Source organism: Mucilaginibacter aquaedulcis (assembly GCF_030409325.1).
Lineage (GTDB): Bacteria > Bacteroidota > Bacteroidia > Sphingobacteriales > Sphingobacteriaceae > Mucilaginibacter > Mucilaginibacter aquaedulcis.
The window spans coordinates 244,590-266,224 of record NZ_JAUFPR010000008.1 but is presented as its reverse complement, the minus strand read 5'-3'; the positions used below and the strand labels follow the sequence as shown (position 1 = coordinate 266,224).

Below are 21,635 nucleotides of genomic sequence, written 5' to 3'. Positions count from 1 at the left end.
GTTATTGATGCCTCTGTATTTCATAAAACCTTCAAACACCTTTTAATTTGTTACCTCTTTGTTACACCAGGTATTATGCTTGTTCAGTAATTTTAAATGATAAATACATTGTTTTATGGAATACATCAGATTTGGAAATACCGGCATGAGCGTATCGCGTTTATGCCTGGGAACCATGACCTATGGCAAGCCTACCGAACGCTGGCCATGGGCCCTCAACGAAGAGCAAAGCCGCCCTTTTATTAAAAAGGCACTGGAGCTGGGCTTTAATTTTTTTGACACTGCAGATGTGTATACAGCCGGTGCCAGCGAAGAGGTAGTTGGCCGGGCATTGAATGATTTTGCCAAACGCGATGATATTGTACTGGCTACCAAAGTTTTCAATGCCATGGGCCCGGGCCCTAATGATAAGGGACTATCGCGCAAGCATATCATGAGTGCTATTGATGCCAGCTTAAAACGTCTCGGTACCGATTATGTTGATCTGTACCAGATACATCGCTGGGATTACAACACTCCGATTGAGGAAACCATGGAGGCCCTGCACGATGTTGTTAAGGCCGGCAAGGCTCGTTACATCGGTGCGTCATCAATGTTTAGCTGGCAGTTTGCCAAGGCTCAGCACATTGCCGAGCAGCACGGCTGGACCCGCTTTGTTTCCATGCAGCCATATTATAACCTCCTTTATCGGGAAGAAGAACGGGAAATGCTGCCCTTATGCGCCGATCAGAAAATTGCGGTGATACCATGGTCGCCGCTGGCACGTGGCCTGCTAACCGGCAAACGTACGAAAGAACGTAACGAAACAGAACGAGCCAAGACCGATGTCTTCGGAAAAAGCTTATATAACGACTCGGATTTTGCCATTGCTGATCGTGTAGCCGAAATAGCCGAGCAAAAAGGCTTACCCAGTGCACAAGTGGCTTTAGCATGGGTGCTTACTAAGCCCGTTATTACCGCCCCAATAATTGGAGCCAGTAAACCAGGGCACCTTGAAGATGCCGTGGCCGCGCTGTCGGTAAAATTATCTGCTGATGAAATTACCAGACTGGAAGAGTTATACCAGCCACACCCTGTATTAGGGCATAGTTAATTTGAAAAAATCAATAGGAAAATAGTTACCATAAAGTTAAGTACTTATCTGCCACGTTACTCAAAGTGTACTTTACAAAAAATCTGTAACTTTGAAAATATGGGTATAACTAACTACGCGGCTTTCATAATAGCATCTTTCCTGTTTATTATTTCACCAGGCATCGATACTGTTTTCATCCTGAATAAATCCATTACGCAGGGGCGTAAATCGGGCATATTCGCTACTTTGGGTATTACAACGGGCGTTTTGGTTCATACCAGCCTGGCAGCTTTTGGACTATCGCTGATCCTTGCACAATCGGCCATGGCTTTTGCGGTTTTGAAATATTTAGGAGCAGCCTACCTAATCTATTTAGGCATAACCAAGTTTTTTTCGGGTGAAAGCATAGTGAAAGAAAGTAAACAGGAGCCTTTGGTATCGGTTAAAAAAACCTATGTCTCGGCAGTATTCACCAATACGCTTAATCCGAAGGTCGCTATATTTTTCCTGGCCTTTTTCCCTCAGTTTATACAACCCGCATACATGCACAGTGCCCTCCCCTTTATTTTTCTGGGAGTAACCTATGCTGTAATGGGTTTATTATGGTTTATGGTATTAACCTTTTTTGCAGGTTCGTTTTCTGCCAGGCTAAAAAGCAATGCTATGATTGGTACCTGGTTAAATAAGTTTTCGAGCCTGGCTTTTGTGCTGATGGGAATTAAAATAGCACTGACCAAAAAGTAAATACAACACAAACCACTTGGCTTATGTTGTATTTATAAACAGTGCGCTTGTTATTGATTATAAACAAATTTATATCCTATGCCCCTAACGGTTTGTAAGTATTGAGGCGAATCGGCATTGGTTTCAATTTTTTTACGCAGACGTACAATGTGCATATCCAAGGTACGGGTATTAACATCGGCATTGTAACCCCAAACCTCCATCATCAGTTCTTCGCGGTTTATCACTTTGTTCTTATTTTTCAAAAAGTAAAGCAATATCCTGTTTTCCAGAATGGTGAGTTCAATTTTGCGGTTATCCCTGATCAACAGGTGGGTATTTGGCAGGTGCTCCATGTTGGCAAACCTGTATGATTCTGGCTTTTCGCTGTTTAACGAAAACTTGATCTTGTTATCAATCATCGCTACCAAAACATCCATATTAAATGGCTTGGTGATGTAGTCAGATACGCCAAAATTGTATGCTTCAATCTTATCAACATCCTGGGCCTTGGCCGTCATCATGATGATCAGTTTATCGTATCCCTTTTCCCTGATATTGTTACATACCTGCGATCCGGGCTGGCCGGGCAGCATCCAGTCCAATAAAACAATATCGGGCTGTTCTTCCAGTATTATATTCTCGGCATCAGTACCGTTATCAGCTTCCAATACTTTATATCCTTCAGATTGTAAACGTTCTGCAACCAGGAAACGCAGGTTTTCATCATCTTCAACCAGCGCAATTTTGATTTCTTTGTTCATATTTTAATTTTCGTATGGAAGCGTAACTATAAATTCCGAACCCTCGTTAACCTTACTATGAACAGTTATTTCTCCATTCATAAAATTAACCAGTTCTTTACAAAATGCCAAACCCAAACCTACACTTCCATTTTGGTTATATTGATTTTCTATCCTGTAAAACTTTTTAAAAATATTATTCAACTCTACCTTGGGGATACCTATCCCTCTATCAATAAATGAAAATACGATATTTCCTTTCTTATGTGTAATATTAATATTGAGCTCCTTTTTTTGCGGGTGCGAATACTTGTAGGCGTTCTCAATCAAATTCTGAAATACACTACCCAACAATACCGGATCTGTATAAAAAGTATGTACCCCGCTTACCTTACAATGCAGCTTAAAATCGGGGTATTTTATTTTAAAGGTATCAGTATATCTGCTCACAAAATCATCTACAACTATTTCCTCTTTTTTCAGAATGATAGATTTATTTTCAAGCTGCGTAAATGAAAGCAACTTGTTCATGAGCTCGTTGAGTTTATCGGCTTCCTCATCTAATATTTTACCATAGTGCTTGCGCTGCCTTTCGGTCAGTTCACCGTCGCCACGTAAGTTTGAGCCTGCTATTTTTATTACACTTACCGGAGTTTTAAACTCATGCGTAAAATTGTTTATAAAATCATACTGCAGTTTAAAAAGCTTCATGTTAACATTGAGGTTGCGGTAAATGAGCCAGCCTATCAACACCAGGAAAAGCGATATTAACAGCACCACCGCGCCAATAGGCATAAACCTGCGATTAATTTCAGCGGTTAAATAGCCTTGCCCCGAGCTAAAAAATAATTTATAATCAGAAAATGCTCCGGGGAATGATACCTCGGTGATCAGTTTGCCGCCTTCGCTATCAATGGGATCATATACCACCGGCTGTATAGATACGCTCTGATACAACTCATGGCGTGTATTTTTAACTTTCAGCAAATATGGGTCAAGGTGAAAGGTCATCATATTTTGCTTATATGATGCTGACGTAATGTTATCGCGCTGCTGCAGCTCACGGTATATTTTAATGTCTTCGCGCCTTAAAATATTGGTATAAGTTATTTTATCGGGTTTTACATCCCAAAACGTTTTAAACAGCTCATCCTGCGTAGATACACGGGAAGTATCTGAAAAAGCGATAAAGTTGCTCAGCTTGTCCCCCATCTCTTTAAAATCAGACTCATCAGCCGGGCGGCTCTGACGAGCACTATATATCTTGCCATTCTGATACCAATATTGGAATATGGCTTTCACTGATATATCAAGATTATTTCTGCGGATCGTTATTGGCATTTTACTGCCTATCAGCACATCATAAAAAACAATCTTTTTCAAAAAGGCATAATCATGGAAAACAGAGGCTGCATACTTTGCCGCCGATGTTGAATCTAAAAAACCCTGGTACGAGGTTATTTCAGGTATCTTGTTCTGGAAAAAATCGTTGTACGGTTTTATGGTTTGCTCCAATACTTCTATTTTTTTTGAGGCAAACTCATTTTCTACATATTTGGCGGTAAGGTTATATGATACAAAAAGCGCAACCACAAAAGTTACCGATATAAGCACCAGGAATATGATGATCAGCGAAAAATTTTTACGGTAAACATTTTTTTGTACTGGCATCTGGGGCTTAAGGTTTAACCCGCATATTACTTTCCAGGAATTTTTCTATCTCGGCGTACATTTCCATGCGAGTATGTTCACTTCTGAAAAAGGCGCGCTCGTTAGGTTTTAAGAAGTATTTCACATCAACATTTTTTTTGCGCAACTCGCGCACAAACTGGTTTAACTCACTAATATTTGCACGCTGATCCTTTGCTCCCTGAAAAATAATTAACGGTACTTTTATTTTATCTGTATGAAATACCGGTGAAATAGCCCTTAGCTGGTCAGCATCCGTTTCTGGGTTTCCAACCATTTCATAGGTCATTTTTAAATATGGCTTCAAAAACGGCGGAGCATCTTTTATATAGGTGAAAAAGTTGATCAACCCATATTGTACAACCGCACAATTGTAAAGCCCCGGGTGAAATGACACACCGTATAAAGCCGAAAAACCACCAAAACCACCACCAAAAATAGCTATTTTTTTAGGGTTGGCTATTTTTTGGTTTATGAGCCAATTTACGCCATCGGTAATATCATCCTGTATTTTACCGCCTACCTGCTTAAATCCTGCACTCCTGAAAGCCTTTCCATATCCTGTTGATCCGCGGTAATTAACCTGGAAAACAGCGTAGCCCCGGTTAGCCAAAAATTGTACCTGCTCATCATAGCCCCAGGAGTCACGAGTCCAGGGACCGCCATGTGGCATCACAACCATGGGCAAGTTTGATCGTTTATCGCCCTGCGGCAATGTTAAATACCCATTGATCAGTAAACCATCCCGTGCCTTATAAGCCACCGGTTTCATGGAGCATAATTCCTCGGGTTTCAAACTTGAATTCATATCGCCAAGTTTGGTCAGCTTATCTGTAGTGCTTTCATACAAATAATATGAACCCGGATTACGATCTGTATAAGTATTTAAAATGTACTTGTTTTCGGCGCTGTCACGGTCTACCACCTTTATTTCATTACCCATCAATTGCGGGCGTTGCTGCAGGTTATGGTATATGCGTTCAATATCGGGCGCTAAAAAATGTTTATGGGGTTTCGCCTCTTCCCATGAGGCAAACTCAACCCGGTGTTTATTTTTTGAATATTCAACATACAATACATCAGCTTTGTTGCAGCTAAATATTGTTTTTTGTTCTTTACCGTCCTCAGCATTAATTTCAACCAGGGCGGTTTTATCACGGTTAACGTTAGATAGGGCGTAGAAATAATTTTTTACCCCCGTAAAGGCAACAGGCTTAACCGAGTTTTTAAAATTATTTTCAATGATTGGCTTAAAGGGTGTACTATCATCGGGCCGGTATAAAATGGTTTCATTTACGCCATCTGATGCCTTTACCAGCCGTATTTTACCATCAGCGTCAGGAAACCACTCGGTAATGTTACCCGGATTTACGAGGTAAGGTTTTAGTTCGCCGGTATTTATGTTAAGCTTATAAATATCAAAATTAGCAGGATCGCGCTTATTCATCTTAATCGTGATCATATCAGGCTGTTGCTTATTACGGTTAAGCAAACTCACCCTTACCTTTGCCTGCGCCATAATGATCCGCTTTTTATTGGTTGGCACATCCATGGCGTACATTTTCAAACTATCAAAATCAATAACATCCTGGCTAAATACAAGCTGGTCATTATACGTCCAGAAATAATCGGGCCTTATGGAGTAATCATTGAATGAAGTGGCCATATGCTCCTTACCATCTGCCAGCGATTGTATGAAAAGGTTTTGCTTATCCTTATATGGCTTTAAGTAAGATACGTACTTACCATCGGGAGATATTTTATAAAAGCTTTTTTCAGGGGTCCTGAAAAAATCGACAATAGGTATCTGTCTAACTTTATTCTTGCAGGAAAACAAGGTTAGGATAAAAGCAACTGCTAAAAGATATTTAAACTGGCCAAGCATATAAAATTGCCCCATTTTACTAATCTGGTCAAAATACGTCAAATAACTCAACGTTATCAAAATGTCACTACAATTTTACCCGCTTATAACGTTGTATTAACAATTACATGATCTGCTTAAACCATTAAAAATTAAATCATTATTTTTGAACAGATGAGGGCTATAATCAGTGTTATTATTCTTGCTTTTATAACAAGCACCAGGCTTTTTGCACAGGATAGCGATAGCGACCTGCAGCTGGCCAAGCAATACAACACTAATGGCGAACCACAGAAGGCACTTGATATATACCAGAAACTATACCGTCAAAATAACGAGGTTTACTACTCCTATTACGTTAGTACGCTGCTGAACCTTAAAAAGTTTGATGAGGCCGAAAGCACCGTTAAAAAACTGATCCGCAAACACCCTAACGAGCATCAGTACCCTATTTTACTGGGCACCATTTACACCCAACAGGGCAACCAGAACAAAGCCGATGCTATATATGATGATCTGATCAAGAATCTCCCTGCTGATCGTAATGAAATTGCCATGCTTGCCGGGCAGTTTTACCAGGGATCAAACCTTGATTATGCCATCAAAATATTTTTACAGGGCCGTAAAATACTCAACAGCAATGATGCCTTTACCTATGAGCTCATAAACCTTTACCGGTTTAAAAGAGATAAAGCCTCCCTTACCGAAGAATACCTTAATTTTTTGCCTACTAATCCAAATTTTATTACCCAGGCCGAAAACGCTTTTGCTACCGTATTTGAGGGAGATGCTGATTATAATATGCTAAAAAGCGCCCTTCTTCGTCGCATACAGAAAGACCCGCAGCAGATCATTTATACCGAATTGCTTACTTGGCAATACATGCAGCAAAAGGAATTTGACCTTGCCCTTAACCAATCGCTTGCGTTAAGCCGCAGGCAAAATGACGACGGCAACAGCATTTTTGAACTTTGCCGAACACTAACCGCTAACGAGGCTTATGATACCGCTATTCGTGGCTACGATTTTATTATCAGCAAAGGCAAAACCCTGCCCCTGTATATTCCTGCAAAAATTGAGCTTATTAATACCAAAAATTTAAAGGTAACATCGGGCAAATATGTGCAGGCCGATCTGCTTGGTCTGGAGCAGGATTATACCGACCTGCTTACCGAATTTGGGCGAAGCAACAGCACTGTTTTCGCCATGCAAAAGCTGGCACAGCTACAAACATTTAAGCTGCATAAATTGGCAGAGGCTCAAAAGCTTTTGGAAAGCGCCGTAACCATACCTAACATCAGGCCCGAATTGCTGGCATCCTGCAAGCTTGACCTGGGTGATATATACCTGATCAACAATCAGCCCTGGGAGGCTACCCTGCTGTACAGCCAGGTTGAAAAAGATTTCCCCAATACCGATATTAACCAGGATGCTAAGTTCCGCAATGCCAAGCTGGCCTACTATACTGGTGATTTTACCTGGGCCAAAGGGCAGCTTGATGTACTTAAAGCAGCTACATCGCAATTGATTGCCAATGATGCGCTTAATCTGTTGCTATTGATTGAAGATAATACCGCGGCCGACAGCACCGGAGGTGCTTTAAAAACCTATGCGCGGGCTGATCTGCAAATTTTTGCCGAACGCCCTGACAAGGCATTAATTACCCTGGATAGTATTGATAAGAAATATCCTAACAACAGCCTCAGCGATGATATTCTGATGTCAAAATCAAGGATATTGATCCAGCAAAAAAGCTACTCGGATGCTGTGCCTCTGTTAAAGAAAATCGCCGATGATCATCCTAATGATCTGTGGGCAGACGACGCTGTTTTTATGCTGGGTGATATTTACGATAATCGCCTCAATGATAAAGCCAGCGCCAAAATATGGTACGAAAAAATCATCACCACCTACCCCGGCAGCCTCTGGATTAATGAGGCTCGCAAGCGTTTCAGGCTATTGCGAGGTGATAAAGCGGATTCTTGATCTGGTTCATTGGTTCTACTTGTTCATTAGTTTATTGTTGCATTATTTGAGATTTAAAGGATGATTATGGGCTTTTCACCAATGAACCAATGAACAACTAAACCAATGAACTAATTAATTACTTTTGCATCACCATGATTGTATATAACGACACTATAATAATTGAAGAAAGCATTCACGACGAATGGCTTAACTGGATCAAAACTGTTCAAATACCTGCTATAATGGCTACGGGCTGTTTTCAATCGTACAAGATGTTAACCGTTATCGATTCACCTAACGAAGGGGTTACCTACTGCATTCAGTACAATGCCGATACTATTCAGCAGTTTCAGCAATTTTATATGAACCACCTGCACAAGTTTCAGGCGATACACCAGGAACAGTTTCCTGATAAGTTTGTGATGTTCAACACCCTGATGGAAACGGTGGAGTAAATAATAAACTGGATGTTATGCTGAGCCTCCCGAAGCATGGTGGGTAGGCCTCTGCTCACGATCATTCGACAAGCTCAGGATGACAGGCTATCAAAAGATTGCTCACATAGCGGGCTTGAGACTGCAAAGCATTACAATTTTCGTCATGCCGAATTTATTTCGGCACCCCACAAGACAATTATAAACAAGACGTTAACTCAGCTTGAGAGATCTTGAAACAAGTTCAGGATTACGGCTTTAAAACAAAAGGGGCGCTTTTTCCAAAGCGCCCCTTTTGTTTTTACTTGGTGATGAGGTTATACAACTCATCCAATTTCGGTGTCAACACAATTTCTATCCGGCGGTTTTTAGCACGGGCCTCATTGGTTGGGGCCGGGTCAATTGGTTGAAACTCGCCTTTACCGGTGGCGGTTAATCTGTGCGGATCAACCTTTTCGGTTTCGGTAAGGTAACGGGTAACTGATGTTGCACGCAGCACACTCAAATCCCAGTTATCCTTGATCTGGCCCAGGTTCAATACCTTTTTATCATCTGTATGACCTTCAATGGCCATATTAATATCCGGTTCTTTATTAAGCACTGCAGCCAGCTGTTTCAATGCTGCTTTACCCTTATCGTCAATAACAATACTGCCCGACGGGAACAATAGTTTATCGGCCAGCGATACATACACCTTGCCGTTACGGATATCTACACTCAGGCCGCTTTGCTGAAAGCCTAATAATGCCTGTTGCAATTTGTTTTTAAGCGCGTTGGCCGCTTCATCGCGTTTACGTAAAATATCTTCTACTTCCTTTAGGCGGGCCTCCCTTTTTTCCAGATCGGCAGCTAAACGTTTTAATTTTGATGAGCTCGTGCTCAGGTTACTGTTCAGCGCGCTGTTGTTATTTCGCAAGTTGGCCAGTTCACGGTTAAGGCGCATAGTATCGGCCTTTAACTGAAAAACCTGTGTTTCTAAATTTTCTGTACGGGTGGTAAGTGAGTCGCGCTGGGCAATTAAAGCTTTGTAAGCCTTCGGCGACATGATCTTACAGGAGTAAAAAGTAAGACACATAGCTACGGCCAACAAATAATAAGTAATCTTCATTGTAATATTGGGTTTATCTGTACTATGCAAGTGCATTTCTTAAAAAAACATTAAGCGGGTATATACGGCTGCACACTTCGGCGATCTCTGTTGGCGCATCTTTTTTAATGATATCCTTATCGGTTATTTTATGCCAGGCTACAAAGCTTTTTAGCTTCAGCAAGTCGATGTTTTCATTATCGGGCTCATACCCCTTCGGAACAGATTTGAGTTGCTCCTGCTGCTTAAAATCGCCAAATAGCTTAATAAATTCTTTATCATCAATTATCTGCCGCAAATCATGGGCATTATAATCAATTTCCTGGCGTATCGCTTTTAAGTGCGCTGCTTCGGGCATCCAGTAACCTCCGCCAATGAAAGAGTTATCAGGCTGTATCTGCAGGTAGTATTCGGCACCGCCGGGCCTTAAACCTGTGGTGGGTAAGCTAATGCCGAAGTTATTTTTATACGGTGTTTTATTTTTGCTGAAACGGATATCGCGGTATATGCGCATTACGCATTTTTTAGGATCAAGCGCTTCGTCAATTCCCGGATCTATTTTATGCATGGTTTTCAACAGCTGTCCTGTAAATTCAATTACATTTTCACGGGCCTTATCATAACGGTCTTTATTGTCTAAAAACCATTCACGGTTATTATTAGCTGCCAAATCTTTTAAAAAATCAAGACTTTCCTGGTGTATCATCGGTATCTAAATATGATTGGTAGTGTATTTTTGGTGATAACCAATATAACAATAGCACCCGCGAATATCTGAAATTTATAGGCGCCAATGCAAAACAGCCTAAAATTATGACACTAAGATACAACCATGGCGAATCGGAATTGTGCGTAACCAGAAAAGTAAGCCAGGCCAAAATCAAGGCTTCGCCAACATTTAAGGCATAACTTACATACATGGCTGCATAAAAATACCCCGGCTCAATTTCAAAATACAAATTGCAGCGGGGGCAGTTCAAATTAATTTTATTCGAGAAGCTGTAAGGCGTACCCTGAAACATATCGCCCTTGCGGCAGCGCGGGCATTTACAGTGCAGCATAGCCCACGATTTTGACGTTTGGGACATTATTAGGAGAGCGCTCTCTTTAAGGAGAATAAGAATTATTAATTCAGATGCAGTTTTTCTTTACGCATGCTGATATCAATGTTTTTACGGCGGTATTTCTTATACCATATGTAACCTAATATCCCGGCAGCAAGGTAAGGTGCACCTAACAGAAATAATATACCATTATTTAAGCCTTTGGCTGCATTGCCACCGCTTTGTGTATTGGTTTCAACCGTGGCGGCGCATTGGGCACATTGAGCCTGTACAGGCTGCCTGCTGCCAATCAAAAGACTCAGAGCTGCTACAAATAATAAAATTTTAAAACCCGTTTTCATATTGGCAAATTTAACTAATAATTGTTTAAAAATGGTAGTATGGTTTTATCATCAAATACACAATAACACCGGTAACAGTAACATACAACCATAATGGAAACGTCCATCTTACCAGTTTCTTATGTTTGGCTACCTGCATTTGTAAACCGCGGTAAAAACTCAGCAAAATTAATGGTAAAACACCGGCTGCCAATATAATGTGAGGCACCAGAATACCCAGGTACAATGTGCGCATACCACCGGCGGCGGCACGCTCTTCAGGCGAAAGTACACCGTCGAAATTTGAATCACCATATAGGGTATCATTGCGCATCAGGTAATGAAACAAAATGTATGATACCAGGAATAATGATGATAAGCAAAAGGTAATGATATTAAGTCTTTTGTGCACCTTAATATTACCCTGCTTAATAAAGTAAAGAGAAGCCAGTAGCAATACCGTACATGTGCCATTCAAAAAAGCATTAAGCATGGGCAAATAAGGTGTAAATGATGGCGCAATTGCAGGCCCCGGGATCAAATGGCGGTTAAGCACCACCACCACGGCAATCACAAATATGGTAACTCCCGCAACAAAGCGGATTATAAATTTATCAGTCATTTTGTTGGAGTATGGAATAATAACAAAAGATAAATGACTTGTTATAAGCTGCGGTCTTTTGTCCTTAATTTTTGTTCTTTTATCTAATAAAGCGCCTTATCAACTTTTCGCAGTTCTTCGGCAATCAATACTTTAATTTCGTCTGTAAGGCGGTTGATGTCGTTGGTATTGGCACCCGAATAGTAACCCCTGATACGCCTTTCCTGATCAATAAGGATAAGCTTATCGCTGTAAATAAAATCGTCATCACCGGCCTTCAGCGCATCAACCAAAAACCCTTTACGGGCCAGGCTGTAAATTGATGAAGTATCACCGGTTAAAAACAGCCAGCGGTTTGATGCCGGTTTCAGACTTTCGGCATATTGCTTTAAAACAGTGGCCGAATCCCTGTCAGGGTCAACAGTTATGGAGGCAAAATAAACCATCTTGTTTTTACGGTAAGTATCAACCAGATAACCCATGTTACGGTTAATGGTAGAACAAACAGCCGGGCAATGGGTATAAAAAAAGCCTGTTACAAATATTTTACCCTTAAAGCTATCTTCAGATGCCGACTTACCATACTGGTCAGTTAACTTAAAAGCTGGTAGTTGATGATAAATGGTATCCGGAATATACTTGCCATGAAATTTATGGCCGGTTTTAGCAACCGCTTTAGGCCCGTAAATAGCCAATGGTTTATACCTGTTTTTACCCTTTGCGGTTAGTAGATAATATAAAAATCCTGGCACTGCTAATATGAGTACCAGGATTATAATTTTTTTCCCTATAGTGGCCATTATTATCTCCGCAGATCAATCCAGTGGTGGCTTTCGTTAGTAAGTACCAGGATTAAACCGATGATGAACAATATCGGAACTATAATAGACAATGCTAAACCAAGTTTTTCGAACTTTAAGTGCATGAAGTAAGCAACTATATAAAATGCTTTAAATAGAGTTAAAACAATATATACAGGGTTTGCATACTTGATATCCAAATAACCGTGAGGTACTAATAAAAGTGCTATAATAAACTCTACAGCTGTAATAGCCGACAAGATAAGAGCTACTTTAATTATTCTTCCCTTGCTCATTGACTCATGCTCGCCACCTTCGTGGTGAACTTCGTGTGATTCTGTTGACATATATATAATGTTTTTATACTAAATAAAAGAATGTAAATACAAATACCCATACAAGGTCTACAAAGTGCCAGTAAAGACCTACTTTTTCGATCATTAAGTAGCTACCTCGTTTTTCGTAAGTACCTAACAATACGTTAACGGTAATAATTATGTTGATTAAAACACCTGTAAATACGTGAAACCCGTGAAAACCTGTTATGGTAAAGAATAAGTTTGCAAATTCCTGAGCAGTCATATGCCTTGCAGCTTCTGTGCCACCCTCGTTAAAGAACTTTCCTAACTCCTCTAAGGCAGGAGTACTACCCCACCAAAAACCTTCGTGATGTAAGTGGCTCCACTCTAAAGCCTGGCAACCCAGGAACATTAAACCACCTATAACTGTAGCTATCATCCAGCCAATAACTTCTTTCTTAGAATTACGGTGGCCTGCCTCAACAGCCAATACCATAGTAACCGAACTTAGGATCAGGATAAAGGTCATTATACCCACAAATACCAGTGGGGCACCGCTATCAACTAAACCAGGTACCGATTGGAAAACCTTATCTGCCGCCGGCCACACACTTGCGCTAAAACGTAATGAACCATAAGAAATTAATAACGATGAAAAGGTGAAAGCATCCCCAAGGAGGAAAAACCACATCATTACTTTTCCGTATTCAACATTGAAGGGCGATCTCCCTCCAGACCATGAGGTTGATTTAACCTCGTCTATTTCTGATACTGCTGTTGCTGTACTCATTTGTACTTAAATATGGGTGTATTAATTTTGATTCAAAAGTAAAAAAACATACAGATAAATCCATATAATTCCGAGAAAATGCCAAAAAATAGATGTCATTTCCATTTTAAACAGGTTCCTTACCTGCGGAATATTTTTGTATGTCCCCCAAAGGGTATTTAATAGTAATAATATGGCTGCAATTATGTGTAATAAATGCATGCCGGTAAAAATATAAACAAAAGAACGCGACGCGTTAGGGTCTGTAAGATGCACGCCCATCTTATATGCCAATACATACCAGGCATATATCTGAATTACAAAAAAGGCTACGCCCAATAAAAACGTAAGCCATAAAAACATACGCTGTTTACCAAATTGCAATCCCTTTGCTGCCTTTTGAGCCAAAAACAAAGTCACACTACTTAAAATAATAGTAATGGTACTGTATTTAAAAGCATCGGGCATAATTACGTTAAGGCCGTGCCCCTTGCTACCGCTGTAAACTATAAAACCACTGCTTATAGCTGCAAAAAACATAAACGATGTGAATATAAATAACCACATGTTAAACTTTTTTGGAGCCAGATCAAGCCTGTCGTTATTTTTCTGAACCTGAGCCATCATTTCACTTTCCTATAAAATCAAATAAAAACATTAATTGAACTACGGGCAAATACATAAACGAGCCAAACATCAATTTTCTGGCCGCCTCAATTTCCCTGGTGCGTAACAAGCCAAAGGCCTGGTATAAGAATATTAAACTGCATACTAAGGATACCCCGCCAACGTAATAACCACCATGATGGTAAATAGTTGGTAATAAACTTACTGGCAGTAAAATTAATGTAAAGATAAAGGTAATTACAGCACTTCCTAAATTACGGCTACCTGTAGGCAACAGTCTAAAACCCGCCAGCTTATAATCATCGTCTAAAACCCAGGCAATAGCCCAGAAATGAGGGAACTGCCATACAAATTGTATCGCAAATAATATCAGGGCTATTTCATCAATACGGCCATGCTGCTGGGCTGCTACGTAACCAATAAGTGGTGGTAATGCTCCAGGTATAGCTCCTACAAATACAGCTATCGGCGATTTACGCTTTAAAGGTGTATACGCAAAAGCGTAAAGTAAAATAGAGAACACTGATAACAAGCCAGTCAATAAGTTAAGGCTACCTAACAAATAGGTGCCGGCCATTCCCATACCCAAACCTAAAACCAGGGCCTGCCCAGTATTCATTTTACCTGAAGGGATTGGACGATCCATCGTACGCTTCATCAGTTTATCCAGATCCTTTTCAATGATCTCATTAAAACTGTTAGCTGCTGCTGTTACCAGGAAACCACCTACAATTAATTTTACCCAGTTTATCCAATTTATTCCGCTCATCCAATTTTCGTGATTGTTAGCCATGCTCCCAATCAAAAATGATATAGATGCCGAAAAAACCACTAAAAAGGTTAGCCTTGTTTTAATCAGTTTTGAGAAATCTTTCCAATTCATTTGCTTAGCCCCCTAACATTAACCGACCTGTGTAAATTCAAAAGCAAATAAAATTGCGCCCCAAATATCAGGCTTGCCAAAACAATATGTGTTGCCTGTGCAAATGGCGGCAACGACCAATATGATAATAAAATGCCGGTAACTATCTGCAGCATGATTATAAGAAATGTAAAACTCATTAACTGCTGATGTATAGAATGCCTGCTAAATTGTTTGCGTATAAGTGCATACAACATTACGTTAATTACCAATACCAATATGGCCATATCACGGTGATGCGAAAATATTTCGCCCGCATTATTTACCCAACTATTACGATAGCCACCCTGAAACTGAGTTGCTACAGCATCAATTTTTTCACGCACCTCGGTTCCAAACGCAATTTGCAGGATGCTTAACAGCAAAGCCACAACTGTAATAATGAATACAAGCGTACTTGTTTTTAATGCCGGATTATCTATTACTCTTGCTTTATGATACGTATAGATAACAATTGCAAGTATAGCCAGAGCCAATAGCATATGCACAGTAACTATCCACGCCACAAGGTTTGTAGATACTACTATTGAACCCAGCCAGGCCTGAAAACCAACCAGTATAACATTGAATATGCTTAAAAGAGCGATGCCTTTATTTGCGTTCCAATAACTGAATGAATATATGGCCGATAGCAGTAAAAATAAGCCGGATATAGCACCAATAAGCCTGTTCACATATTCCGTCCAGGTTTTGCCGGCGTTAAATTCTTCAGGTAACAGGATCGATTTGTCTTCGCGGATACGTTTTGCCAAATCACTGTAGCCAAATACATCCAATGTTTTGGCAAAGCGTTCGTTTTTGGCTAAGCGTTTGTCAACGTATTTCTGTTTATAATCCTTAGGCAAATCAGCGTTGCTTGTAGGTGGAATATATCTTCCAAAGCATTTTGGCCAATCAGGACATCCCATTCCGGAACCAGAGCTACGCACAACACCACCAGCTAATATCAGAACAAAAAGCAGAATGATTGTTATGAGATTGATCTTTTGGAACCTGTTTTTAGATGCGGATATGCTCATGAATGGCGATAGTAGTTAACAGCGAGTGGTGAGTAGTGAGTCATGAGTTTTAACGTGAACTCACCACTTACTACTCACCACTCACTAGTTACCACTTATAATTATTTTACTTGTTCGTTTGCTTTCAGCGTACTTTGGAACTTGTTCAACTCCTCTAATCCTTTAGGATTATCTTCAAAATCTGTAGGAAGATTTGAACTCATGGTTTGAGAGAAAGGAACTGTTTGAGGTATATAATCCTCTTCGGCACCTGGCTTGCTGTAATCATATGGCCAACGGTAAACAGTTGGTATTTCGCCCGGCCAGTTACCATGCAAGTGTTCAACAGGAGTAGTCCACTCCAGTGTATTTGACTCCCAAGGGTTTTGAGTTGCTTTTTTACCAATAAATATTGAAGTAATGAAGTTGTATAGGAAAGCAACCTGCGCACATGCAGCCATGATAGCTGCCCATGTCACAAAAGTATTTACAGTTAACCAGCGTTGCATGCTCACGAACTCAGTGAATGCGTAGTAACGACGTGGTACACCATCAAGACCCATAAAGTGCATTGGGAAAAACACGAGGTAAGCACCGATAAAGGTTAACCAGAAGTGTAGATAGCCTAATTTCTCGTCCATCATTTTACCAAACATCTTAGGGAACCAGTGGTAAACACCTGCAAGCATACCAAATATAGCTGCCGAACCCATTACCAGGTGGAAGTGAGCAACAACGAAATAAGTATCATGCAAGTTGATATCCAAAGTAGCGTTACCCAGGAATATACCTGTTAAACCACCAGAGATGAAGAATGACACCATGCCTATAGCAAATAACATAGCAGGTGTAAACCTGATGTTACCGCGCCATAGTGTAGCCAGCCAGTTAAATGTTTTTACCGCAGATGGTACCGCGATGATCAGCGTAGTGATCATAAACACACCACCCAGGAACGGGTTCATACCGGTTACAAACATGTGGTGACCCCATACAATGAATGATAATACAGTAATACCGATCAGAGAGTAAACCATCGCGTGATAACCGAAGATTGGTTTACGTGAGTTTACAGACATAACCTCAGATGAGATACCCATAGCCGGCATAATTACGATATATACTTCCGGGTGACCAAGGAACCAGAATAAGTGCTGGAACAGGATCGGGCTACCACCCTCATATGGCTGCTGCACACCGTTTAATACGATGTCAGATAAGTAAAAGCTTGTTCCGAAACTGCGGTCAAATATCAATAATACAACACCCGCAACTAACACCGGGAACGCAAGCATACCTAATATAGCGGTAAGGAATAAAGCCCAGATAGTCAAAGGCATTTTCCAAAGGTCCATACCTTTTGTACGCATATTCAATACTGTACTCACATAGTTGATACCACCGATCAGTGATGACGCGATGAAGAATACCATACTAACAAGCCACAGCGTCATACCCATACCAGAACCCGGCATCGCTTTCGGCAATGCTGATAATGGAGGATAGATTGTCCAGCCACCGCTTGCAGGCCCTTTTTGAACCAGGAATGAAGATAACATGATAACACTGGCAATAAAGAAAAACCAGTATGATAGCATATTCATGAACGGCGAAGCCATATCACGTGCACCTATTTGAAGAGGTATCAGTAAGTTGGCAAAAGTACCGCTCAAGCCGGCTGTTAACACAAAGAACACCATGATGGTACCGTGAATGGTTACCAGCGACAGGTAAAAGTCGGCACTGATACGTCCGTTAGGAGCAAAACGACCAAGCAATGTAGTTAACAAAGGGAATGTTTTATCAGGATAAGCCAGTTGGATCCTGAATAAAATAGATAATATCATTGCAATGACAGCCATAGTAATCCCTGTGATCAGGAATTGCTTGGAAATCATTTTATGATCCATGCTAAATACATATTTAGACAGGAAAGACTGATTATGATGATGTTCGTGACCGTGATCGTCGTGATGTGCTACTCCGTGGTCGTGAACTGCTAATGTTGACATATCGCTTATCTTAATTCTTATATTAATTATTTAATGCTAACCTATTCTGTATACCTGTTTTTGGCTGATCTGCCGCCGCAAAATGCAACTCTTTTCTTAACTGATCAGTTAAATAAGGTTTTTGTCTTGATAACCATGCCTGGTATTCAGCCTCGGTAACAACACGCACAACTTTCTGCATGTTATAGTGACCGCCACCGCATATTTTGTTGCAATAAACTAAATATTCAAATTTAGGGTCGTCAAGTTTGGTGCGCATTTGCGCTGTTGTAATTGTTGGGGTAAACTTAAAGAAAGTAGGTAAGCCCGGTACCGCGTTCAATTGAACTCTGAAGTGAGGCATGTAAACACTATGGATCACATCCTGAGCCTGAATATTCAACCTTACAGATCTGTTAACCGGTAAATACATTGTATCTGCAGAAAGATCATCAAAGCTTGATTTCTTTTTGAAGTTAACACCTAACTTATTAGCGGCTGAAACCATTTTGAAATCTTTAGGACCTAACTTGCCATCTTTACCAGGGTAACGTAACTCCCATGCAAACTGGTGACCGGTAATATCAACGTTAATTGATGCCACCTCACCTTTAGCATCGGTGTTATCCATAATTTTTTGCCAGGTGAAAAAGCCAAACACTACTAATATGGTTAACACGATAGCTGGTGCAATAGTCCAAACTTTTTCAATAGTATTGTTATGCGGCAAGAAGTGAGCTCTGCGTTTTTCAGAATGCCTGTAGTTGAATAAAAACGTAAACAGTAATATCTGGGTTGCAAAAAACACTATCATTGTTAAAACTGTAGTGACGGTAAACATCTCATCAATTTTAACACCATGAACAGATGCTGCCTCAGGCAAAGTCATGCTACCTTGAACAGTAAATGACCAGTAAGCACCGTATAAACCTACAGCCAGGAACACCAGGCAAAATACAGCCATAACTGTATTCCACTTCATGCCTTTTTTTCCCTGTATTTTAAGGGTTAGGTCATATATTTTAAGGATTTTACCTACTACTGCTATGCCCAGGCATATCAGAAAAAACAACAGCAAATAATATGATACACCAGTCCAGTCAACTTGCGGAGCGTCAGGCTGGCCACCCGGGGTCGCGGCTGCTTCAGTTTGTGCCATCAATACGTTTGTGCCCAAAAGCATAAACGCAGTGATGAATGATAGTAATGTTTTAGACTTTATAAAGTTTCTGAATCCCATTTTAGTGTCAGTTTGGTATTCTGTATTTTGATGCAAAAATAACAATTATTATATGTGATGATGAAGGCTCTCTTGCAAGAACGGATGTTTTTTAGGAATAAGCGACTTAAATTTACTTAATGCATTCAACATCAGGAATGTAAATAAGCCTATAAATCCTACGGCAACACCTAATTCAATATAGCTGAAACCAACTTTATCACCTACTGTACCTGGCATGATCATGATAAAGTAATCAAGCCAGTGACCTACGATCAGTAATATACAAGTAGCCTTTAACACGCTCGTGGTACGTTTTGAGTCGCGCGCCATGATGATCAGCAAAGGCCCCATAAAGTTGATCACGATATTAAGCCAGAACCAGAATTTATATTCAGGCTCCCATCTTCTCAGGAAGTAAACACTCTCTTCAGGGATGTTAGCGTAATAGATAAGCAGGAACTGTGCAAACCATACGTATGTCCAGAAGATAGAGAAACCAAATATCAGCTGACCAAGATTGTGCAGGTGATCCTGAGTAACCCATTGCATATAACCATTTGCTCTCAACAAAATAATTGTTAATGTAATAACTGATAAGCAGCTCACCCACATAGCGGCGAAGTTATACCAGCCAAACATGGTTGAAAACCAGTGTGCCTCTAATGACATTACTACGTCGAAAGAAAACACCGGCTGAGTAAATCCGAAGATCACTAAGAATGCAGCTGAAATTGTAAAGCTTTTCTTATAGTAAAATAAGCCGCCTAATTCGTCTTCAGTTTCTGAGTATTTAGCCAGTAACCAGCCAAATATAACGTAAGCACCTAAAAACACGATTAAACGAACCAGGAAGAAAGGTACATTCAGAAAGCCTGCTTTACCTGCCAAAACCGGGTCATAATTTTCGCTGCCGGGAGTAGTTACACCAGCCTGATGCCAAATTTTATATAAGTAAGGCGCAATCGCGTCTTTACCTTCAATTTCAGTATGGTGCGTTAAATTTAAACCGGCAATTATAATTACCAGCAATATGACAGCTGCTATTGGCAGTACCCTTGCAAATGCCTGGGGTACGCGAAGTAATGAAGCCGACCAACCTGCCTGAGCTACGTACTGTAGTGCGCAGAAAAATACGCCAGCTGTACATACACAGGTAAAGTAGTAACCCATGAGCAATAAATTAGCAAATGTACGCTCACCCTGACCGGTTAAAAAACCAATGGCTGCAAGCAAAACGCCTATGGCTATGGCAGCTAAACTCCATGTTTTTGCCTTACCGGTAAAAACAAATTGCTCGTCTAAACTATTATGAGTATTCATTCAATTCTAATTCTTATAAAGTTTGTAAATGGTGAACATACATAATCACTTTCCAGCGTTCTTCTGGGGCCAGCTGTGAAGCGTAAGAACCCATCGCATTTACACCGTAAGTAATGGTATGATATATTTTACCGTCAGTTAAATCTTTCATGGCACCACCACGTGATGACTGGCCTTTTGAGTATGACGGAGGAGCAGGATAACCATGCTGAACTACCAAACCATCGCCCTGACCATTAACACCATGACAAGGAGAGCAAAAATGCTCAAATAAAATTTTCCCGTCTTTATAGTTTGCCTGGGTTTGTGCAATTACGGTTTTAACCTCAACGCTTGCCAGTTCGTAACCATCCTTTGTATTTGGATAATCAAACTTTGTAAATCCTACAGGTATAGTTCCGGCTGGTGGTACCTGCGCGGTTTTACCGTCTTTAAAGTTCGGGTTTTTCTGATCCGGATCGTATGCGAGATGCTCATACATATTAGGGGCGTACTCCCATCCGGTACTCCTTTTATCTTTGCACGACGTTACTACGATCGAAGCCGCGATAATGATAACTATTGTTCCTAATATTCTAAATTTATTCATAGCTAACATATTTTCTGTCGTTATGCTTAACTTCAACTGCCCCTGCTTCTTTTAATATATTGTTGATATCCTCGTGTGGTATATTTCCTTTAGCATCAATAGCAATCACAAACTTATCGTTGGTTGCTCTCAGATCCATTACCCTTGGCGCGCGGCCCGGGAAAAGGTGTGTTGCAAAGAAGAAGGTAAATGCCATACCATATGATGCAAATAATACCGTCCACTCAAAAGTTACCGGGATAAAATCGGGTATAGCGAAAAAGTTTTTACCACCGATGTCCATTGGCCAGTCATGTACCAAAAAGTAATAAACTATGGTAAAGATGGTTGTTCCGCCCATGCAGCCGAACATAAATGCTGCATAGCCTAATCTTGAATCTTTTATGCCAAGTTTAGCGTCAATACCGTGGATAGGCATTGGCGTGTAAACGTCATAAATAGGGACACTATTTTTTTGTAGTCCGTCAATCCCGTGCATCATTTCATCGGGATCATCAAAAATGCCTAATATATATTTAGTGCTACTCATC

Annotated in this window: 22 protein-coding genes; 4 read left to right on the top strand and 18 right to left on the bottom strand. The window is 40.5% G+C overall.

Annotated features, from left to right (window positions below):
* Positions 1-115: 115 nt before the first annotated feature.
* Positions 116-1,093: an aldo/keto reductase gene (locus QWZ01_RS25270; RefSeq protein WP_290328459.1), complete on the top strand. Its 978-nt coding sequence runs from the start codon at positions 116-118 to the stop codon at positions 1,091-1,093.
* Positions 1,094-1,192: 99 nt separating this feature from the next.
* Positions 1,193-1,819, top strand: coding sequence for a LysE family translocator (locus tag QWZ01_RS25265; RefSeq protein WP_290328457.1), 627 nt, complete (start codon positions 1,193-1,195; stop codon positions 1,817-1,819).
* Between the two features lie 50 nt (positions 1,820-1,869).
* Here the strand turns inward: QWZ01_RS25265 and QWZ01_RS25260 are convergent, their stop codons facing one another.
* The 3 genes from QWZ01_RS25260 to QWZ01_RS25250 are packed head-to-tail and all read right to left on the bottom strand — an operon-like array spanning position 1,870 to position 6,130.
* Positions 1,870-2,562, bottom strand: coding sequence for a response regulator transcription factor (locus tag QWZ01_RS25260; RefSeq protein WP_290328456.1), 693 nt, complete (start codon positions 2,560-2,562; stop codon positions 1,870-1,872).
* A 3-nt stretch (positions 2,563-2,565) separates the two neighbouring features.
* Complete coding sequence (locus QWZ01_RS25255; RefSeq protein WP_290328454.1) at positions 2,566-4,212, bottom strand: sensor histidine kinase; 1,647 nt, start codon at positions 4,210-4,212, stop codon at positions 2,566-2,568.
* A 7-nt stretch (positions 4,213-4,219) separates the two neighbouring features.
* A complete protein-coding gene (locus tag QWZ01_RS25250; RefSeq protein ID WP_290328453.1) occupies positions 4,220-6,130 on the bottom strand; it encodes a S9 family peptidase in 1,911 nt (636 codons plus the stop codon).
* A gap of 138 nt (positions 6,131-6,268) precedes the next feature.
* Between QWZ01_RS25250 and QWZ01_RS25245 the strand changes: the two genes are divergently transcribed.
* Both QWZ01_RS25245 and QWZ01_RS25240 read left to right on the top strand, forming a co-directional pair.
* Positions 6,269-8,080: a tetratricopeptide repeat protein gene (locus QWZ01_RS25245; RefSeq protein WP_290328451.1), complete on the top strand. Its 1,812-nt coding sequence runs from the start codon at positions 6,269-6,271 to the stop codon at positions 8,078-8,080.
* Between the two features lie 134 nt (positions 8,081-8,214).
* Positions 8,215-8,517 carry a DUF4286 family protein gene (locus QWZ01_RS25240; RefSeq protein WP_290328449.1) on the top strand — a complete coding sequence of 101 codons (303 nt, stop codon included), beginning with the start codon at positions 8,215-8,217 and terminating at the stop codon, positions 8,515-8,517.
* A 280-nt stretch (positions 8,518-8,797) separates the two neighbouring features.
* Here QWZ01_RS25240 and QWZ01_RS25235 read toward each other — a convergent pair whose 3' ends face one another.
* The 15 genes from QWZ01_RS25235 to QWZ01_RS25160 form a co-directional block, all read right to left on the bottom strand.
* A complete protein-coding gene (locus tag QWZ01_RS25235) occupies positions 8,798-9,604 on the bottom strand; it encodes an OmpA/MotB family protein (RefSeq protein ID WP_290328447.1) in 807 nt (268 codons plus the stop codon).
* Between the two features lie 22 nt (positions 9,605-9,626).
* On the bottom strand, positions 9,627-10,289 hold the full coding sequence (locus QWZ01_RS25230) for a DUF2461 domain-containing protein (RefSeq protein ID WP_290328445.1): 663 nt from the start codon (positions 10,287-10,289) through the stop codon (positions 9,627-9,629).
* Positions 10,290-10,709: 420 nt separating this feature from the next.
* Positions 10,710-10,988, bottom strand: coding sequence for a hypothetical protein (locus QWZ01_RS25220; protein ID WP_290328441.1), 279 nt, complete (start codon positions 10,986-10,988; stop codon positions 10,710-10,712).
* A gap of 25 nt (positions 10,989-11,013) precedes the next feature.
* A complete protein-coding gene (locus QWZ01_RS25215) occupies positions 11,014-11,589 on the bottom strand; it encodes a DUF420 domain-containing protein (protein WP_290328439.1) in 576 nt (191 codons plus the stop codon).
* Positions 11,590-11,672: 83 nt separating this feature from the next.
* Complete coding sequence (locus tag QWZ01_RS25210) at positions 11,673-12,368, bottom strand: SCO family protein (protein WP_290328437.1); 696 nt, start codon at positions 12,366-12,368, stop codon at positions 11,673-11,675.
* Positions 12,369-12,370: 2 nt separating this feature from the next.
* Entirely contained in the window at positions 12,371-12,715 is a 345-nt protein-coding gene (locus QWZ01_RS25205) for a cytochrome C oxidase subunit IV family protein (protein ID WP_290328435.1), read from the bottom strand.
* Positions 12,716-12,728: 13 nt separating this feature from the next.
* Entirely contained in the window at positions 12,729-13,457 is a 729-nt protein-coding gene (locus QWZ01_RS25200) for a cytochrome c oxidase subunit 3 (protein ID WP_290328417.1), read from the bottom strand.
* A gap of 21 nt (positions 13,458-13,478) precedes the next feature.
* The gene (locus QWZ01_RS25195; protein WP_290328415.1) at positions 13,479-14,063 is read right to left on the bottom strand and encodes a cytochrome c oxidase subunit 3; all 585 of its coding nucleotides are present in this window, start codon (positions 14,061-14,063) and stop codon (positions 13,479-13,481) included.
* 1 nt (position 14,064) lies between these two features.
* The gene (gene cyoE / locus QWZ01_RS25190) at positions 14,065-14,946 is read right to left on the bottom strand and encodes a heme o synthase (protein ID WP_290328413.1); all 882 of its coding nucleotides are present in this window, start codon (positions 14,944-14,946) and stop codon (positions 14,065-14,067) included.
* A complete protein-coding gene (locus QWZ01_RS25185) occupies positions 14,943-16,004 on the bottom strand; it encodes a COX15/CtaA family protein (RefSeq protein WP_290328409.1) in 1,062 nt (353 codons plus the stop codon). Before QWZ01_RS25185 ends, cyoE begins: the two co-directional genes overlap by 4 nt.
* Positions 16,005-16,105: 101 nt before the next feature.
* Positions 16,106-17,995: a cytochrome c oxidase subunit I gene (locus tag QWZ01_RS25180; RefSeq protein ID WP_290328407.1), complete on the bottom strand. Its 1,890-nt coding sequence runs from the start codon at positions 17,993-17,995 to the stop codon at positions 16,106-16,108.
* Between the two features lie 22 nt (positions 17,996-18,017).
* Entirely contained in the window at positions 18,018-19,214 is a 1,197-nt protein-coding gene (locus QWZ01_RS25175) for a cytochrome c oxidase subunit II (RefSeq protein WP_290328405.1), read from the bottom strand.
* 48 nt (positions 19,215-19,262) lie between these two features.
* On the bottom strand, positions 19,263-20,516 hold the full coding sequence (locus tag QWZ01_RS25170) for a quinol:cytochrome C oxidoreductase (protein ID WP_290328402.1): 1,254 nt from the start codon (positions 20,514-20,516) through the stop codon (positions 19,263-19,265).
* Between the two features lie 13 nt (positions 20,517-20,529).
* Positions 20,530-21,114: a c-type cytochrome gene (locus tag QWZ01_RS25165; protein ID WP_290328400.1), complete on the bottom strand. Its 585-nt coding sequence runs from the start codon at positions 21,112-21,114 to the stop codon at positions 20,530-20,532.
* Positions 21,098-21,634, bottom strand: a complete 537-nt coding sequence (locus QWZ01_RS25160) for a DUF3341 domain-containing protein (protein WP_290328398.1) — start codon at positions 21,632-21,634, stop codon at positions 21,098-21,100. The genes QWZ01_RS25165 and QWZ01_RS25160 overlap by 17 nt, the downstream gene beginning before the upstream one ends.
* Position 21,635: the final 1 nt, after the last annotated feature.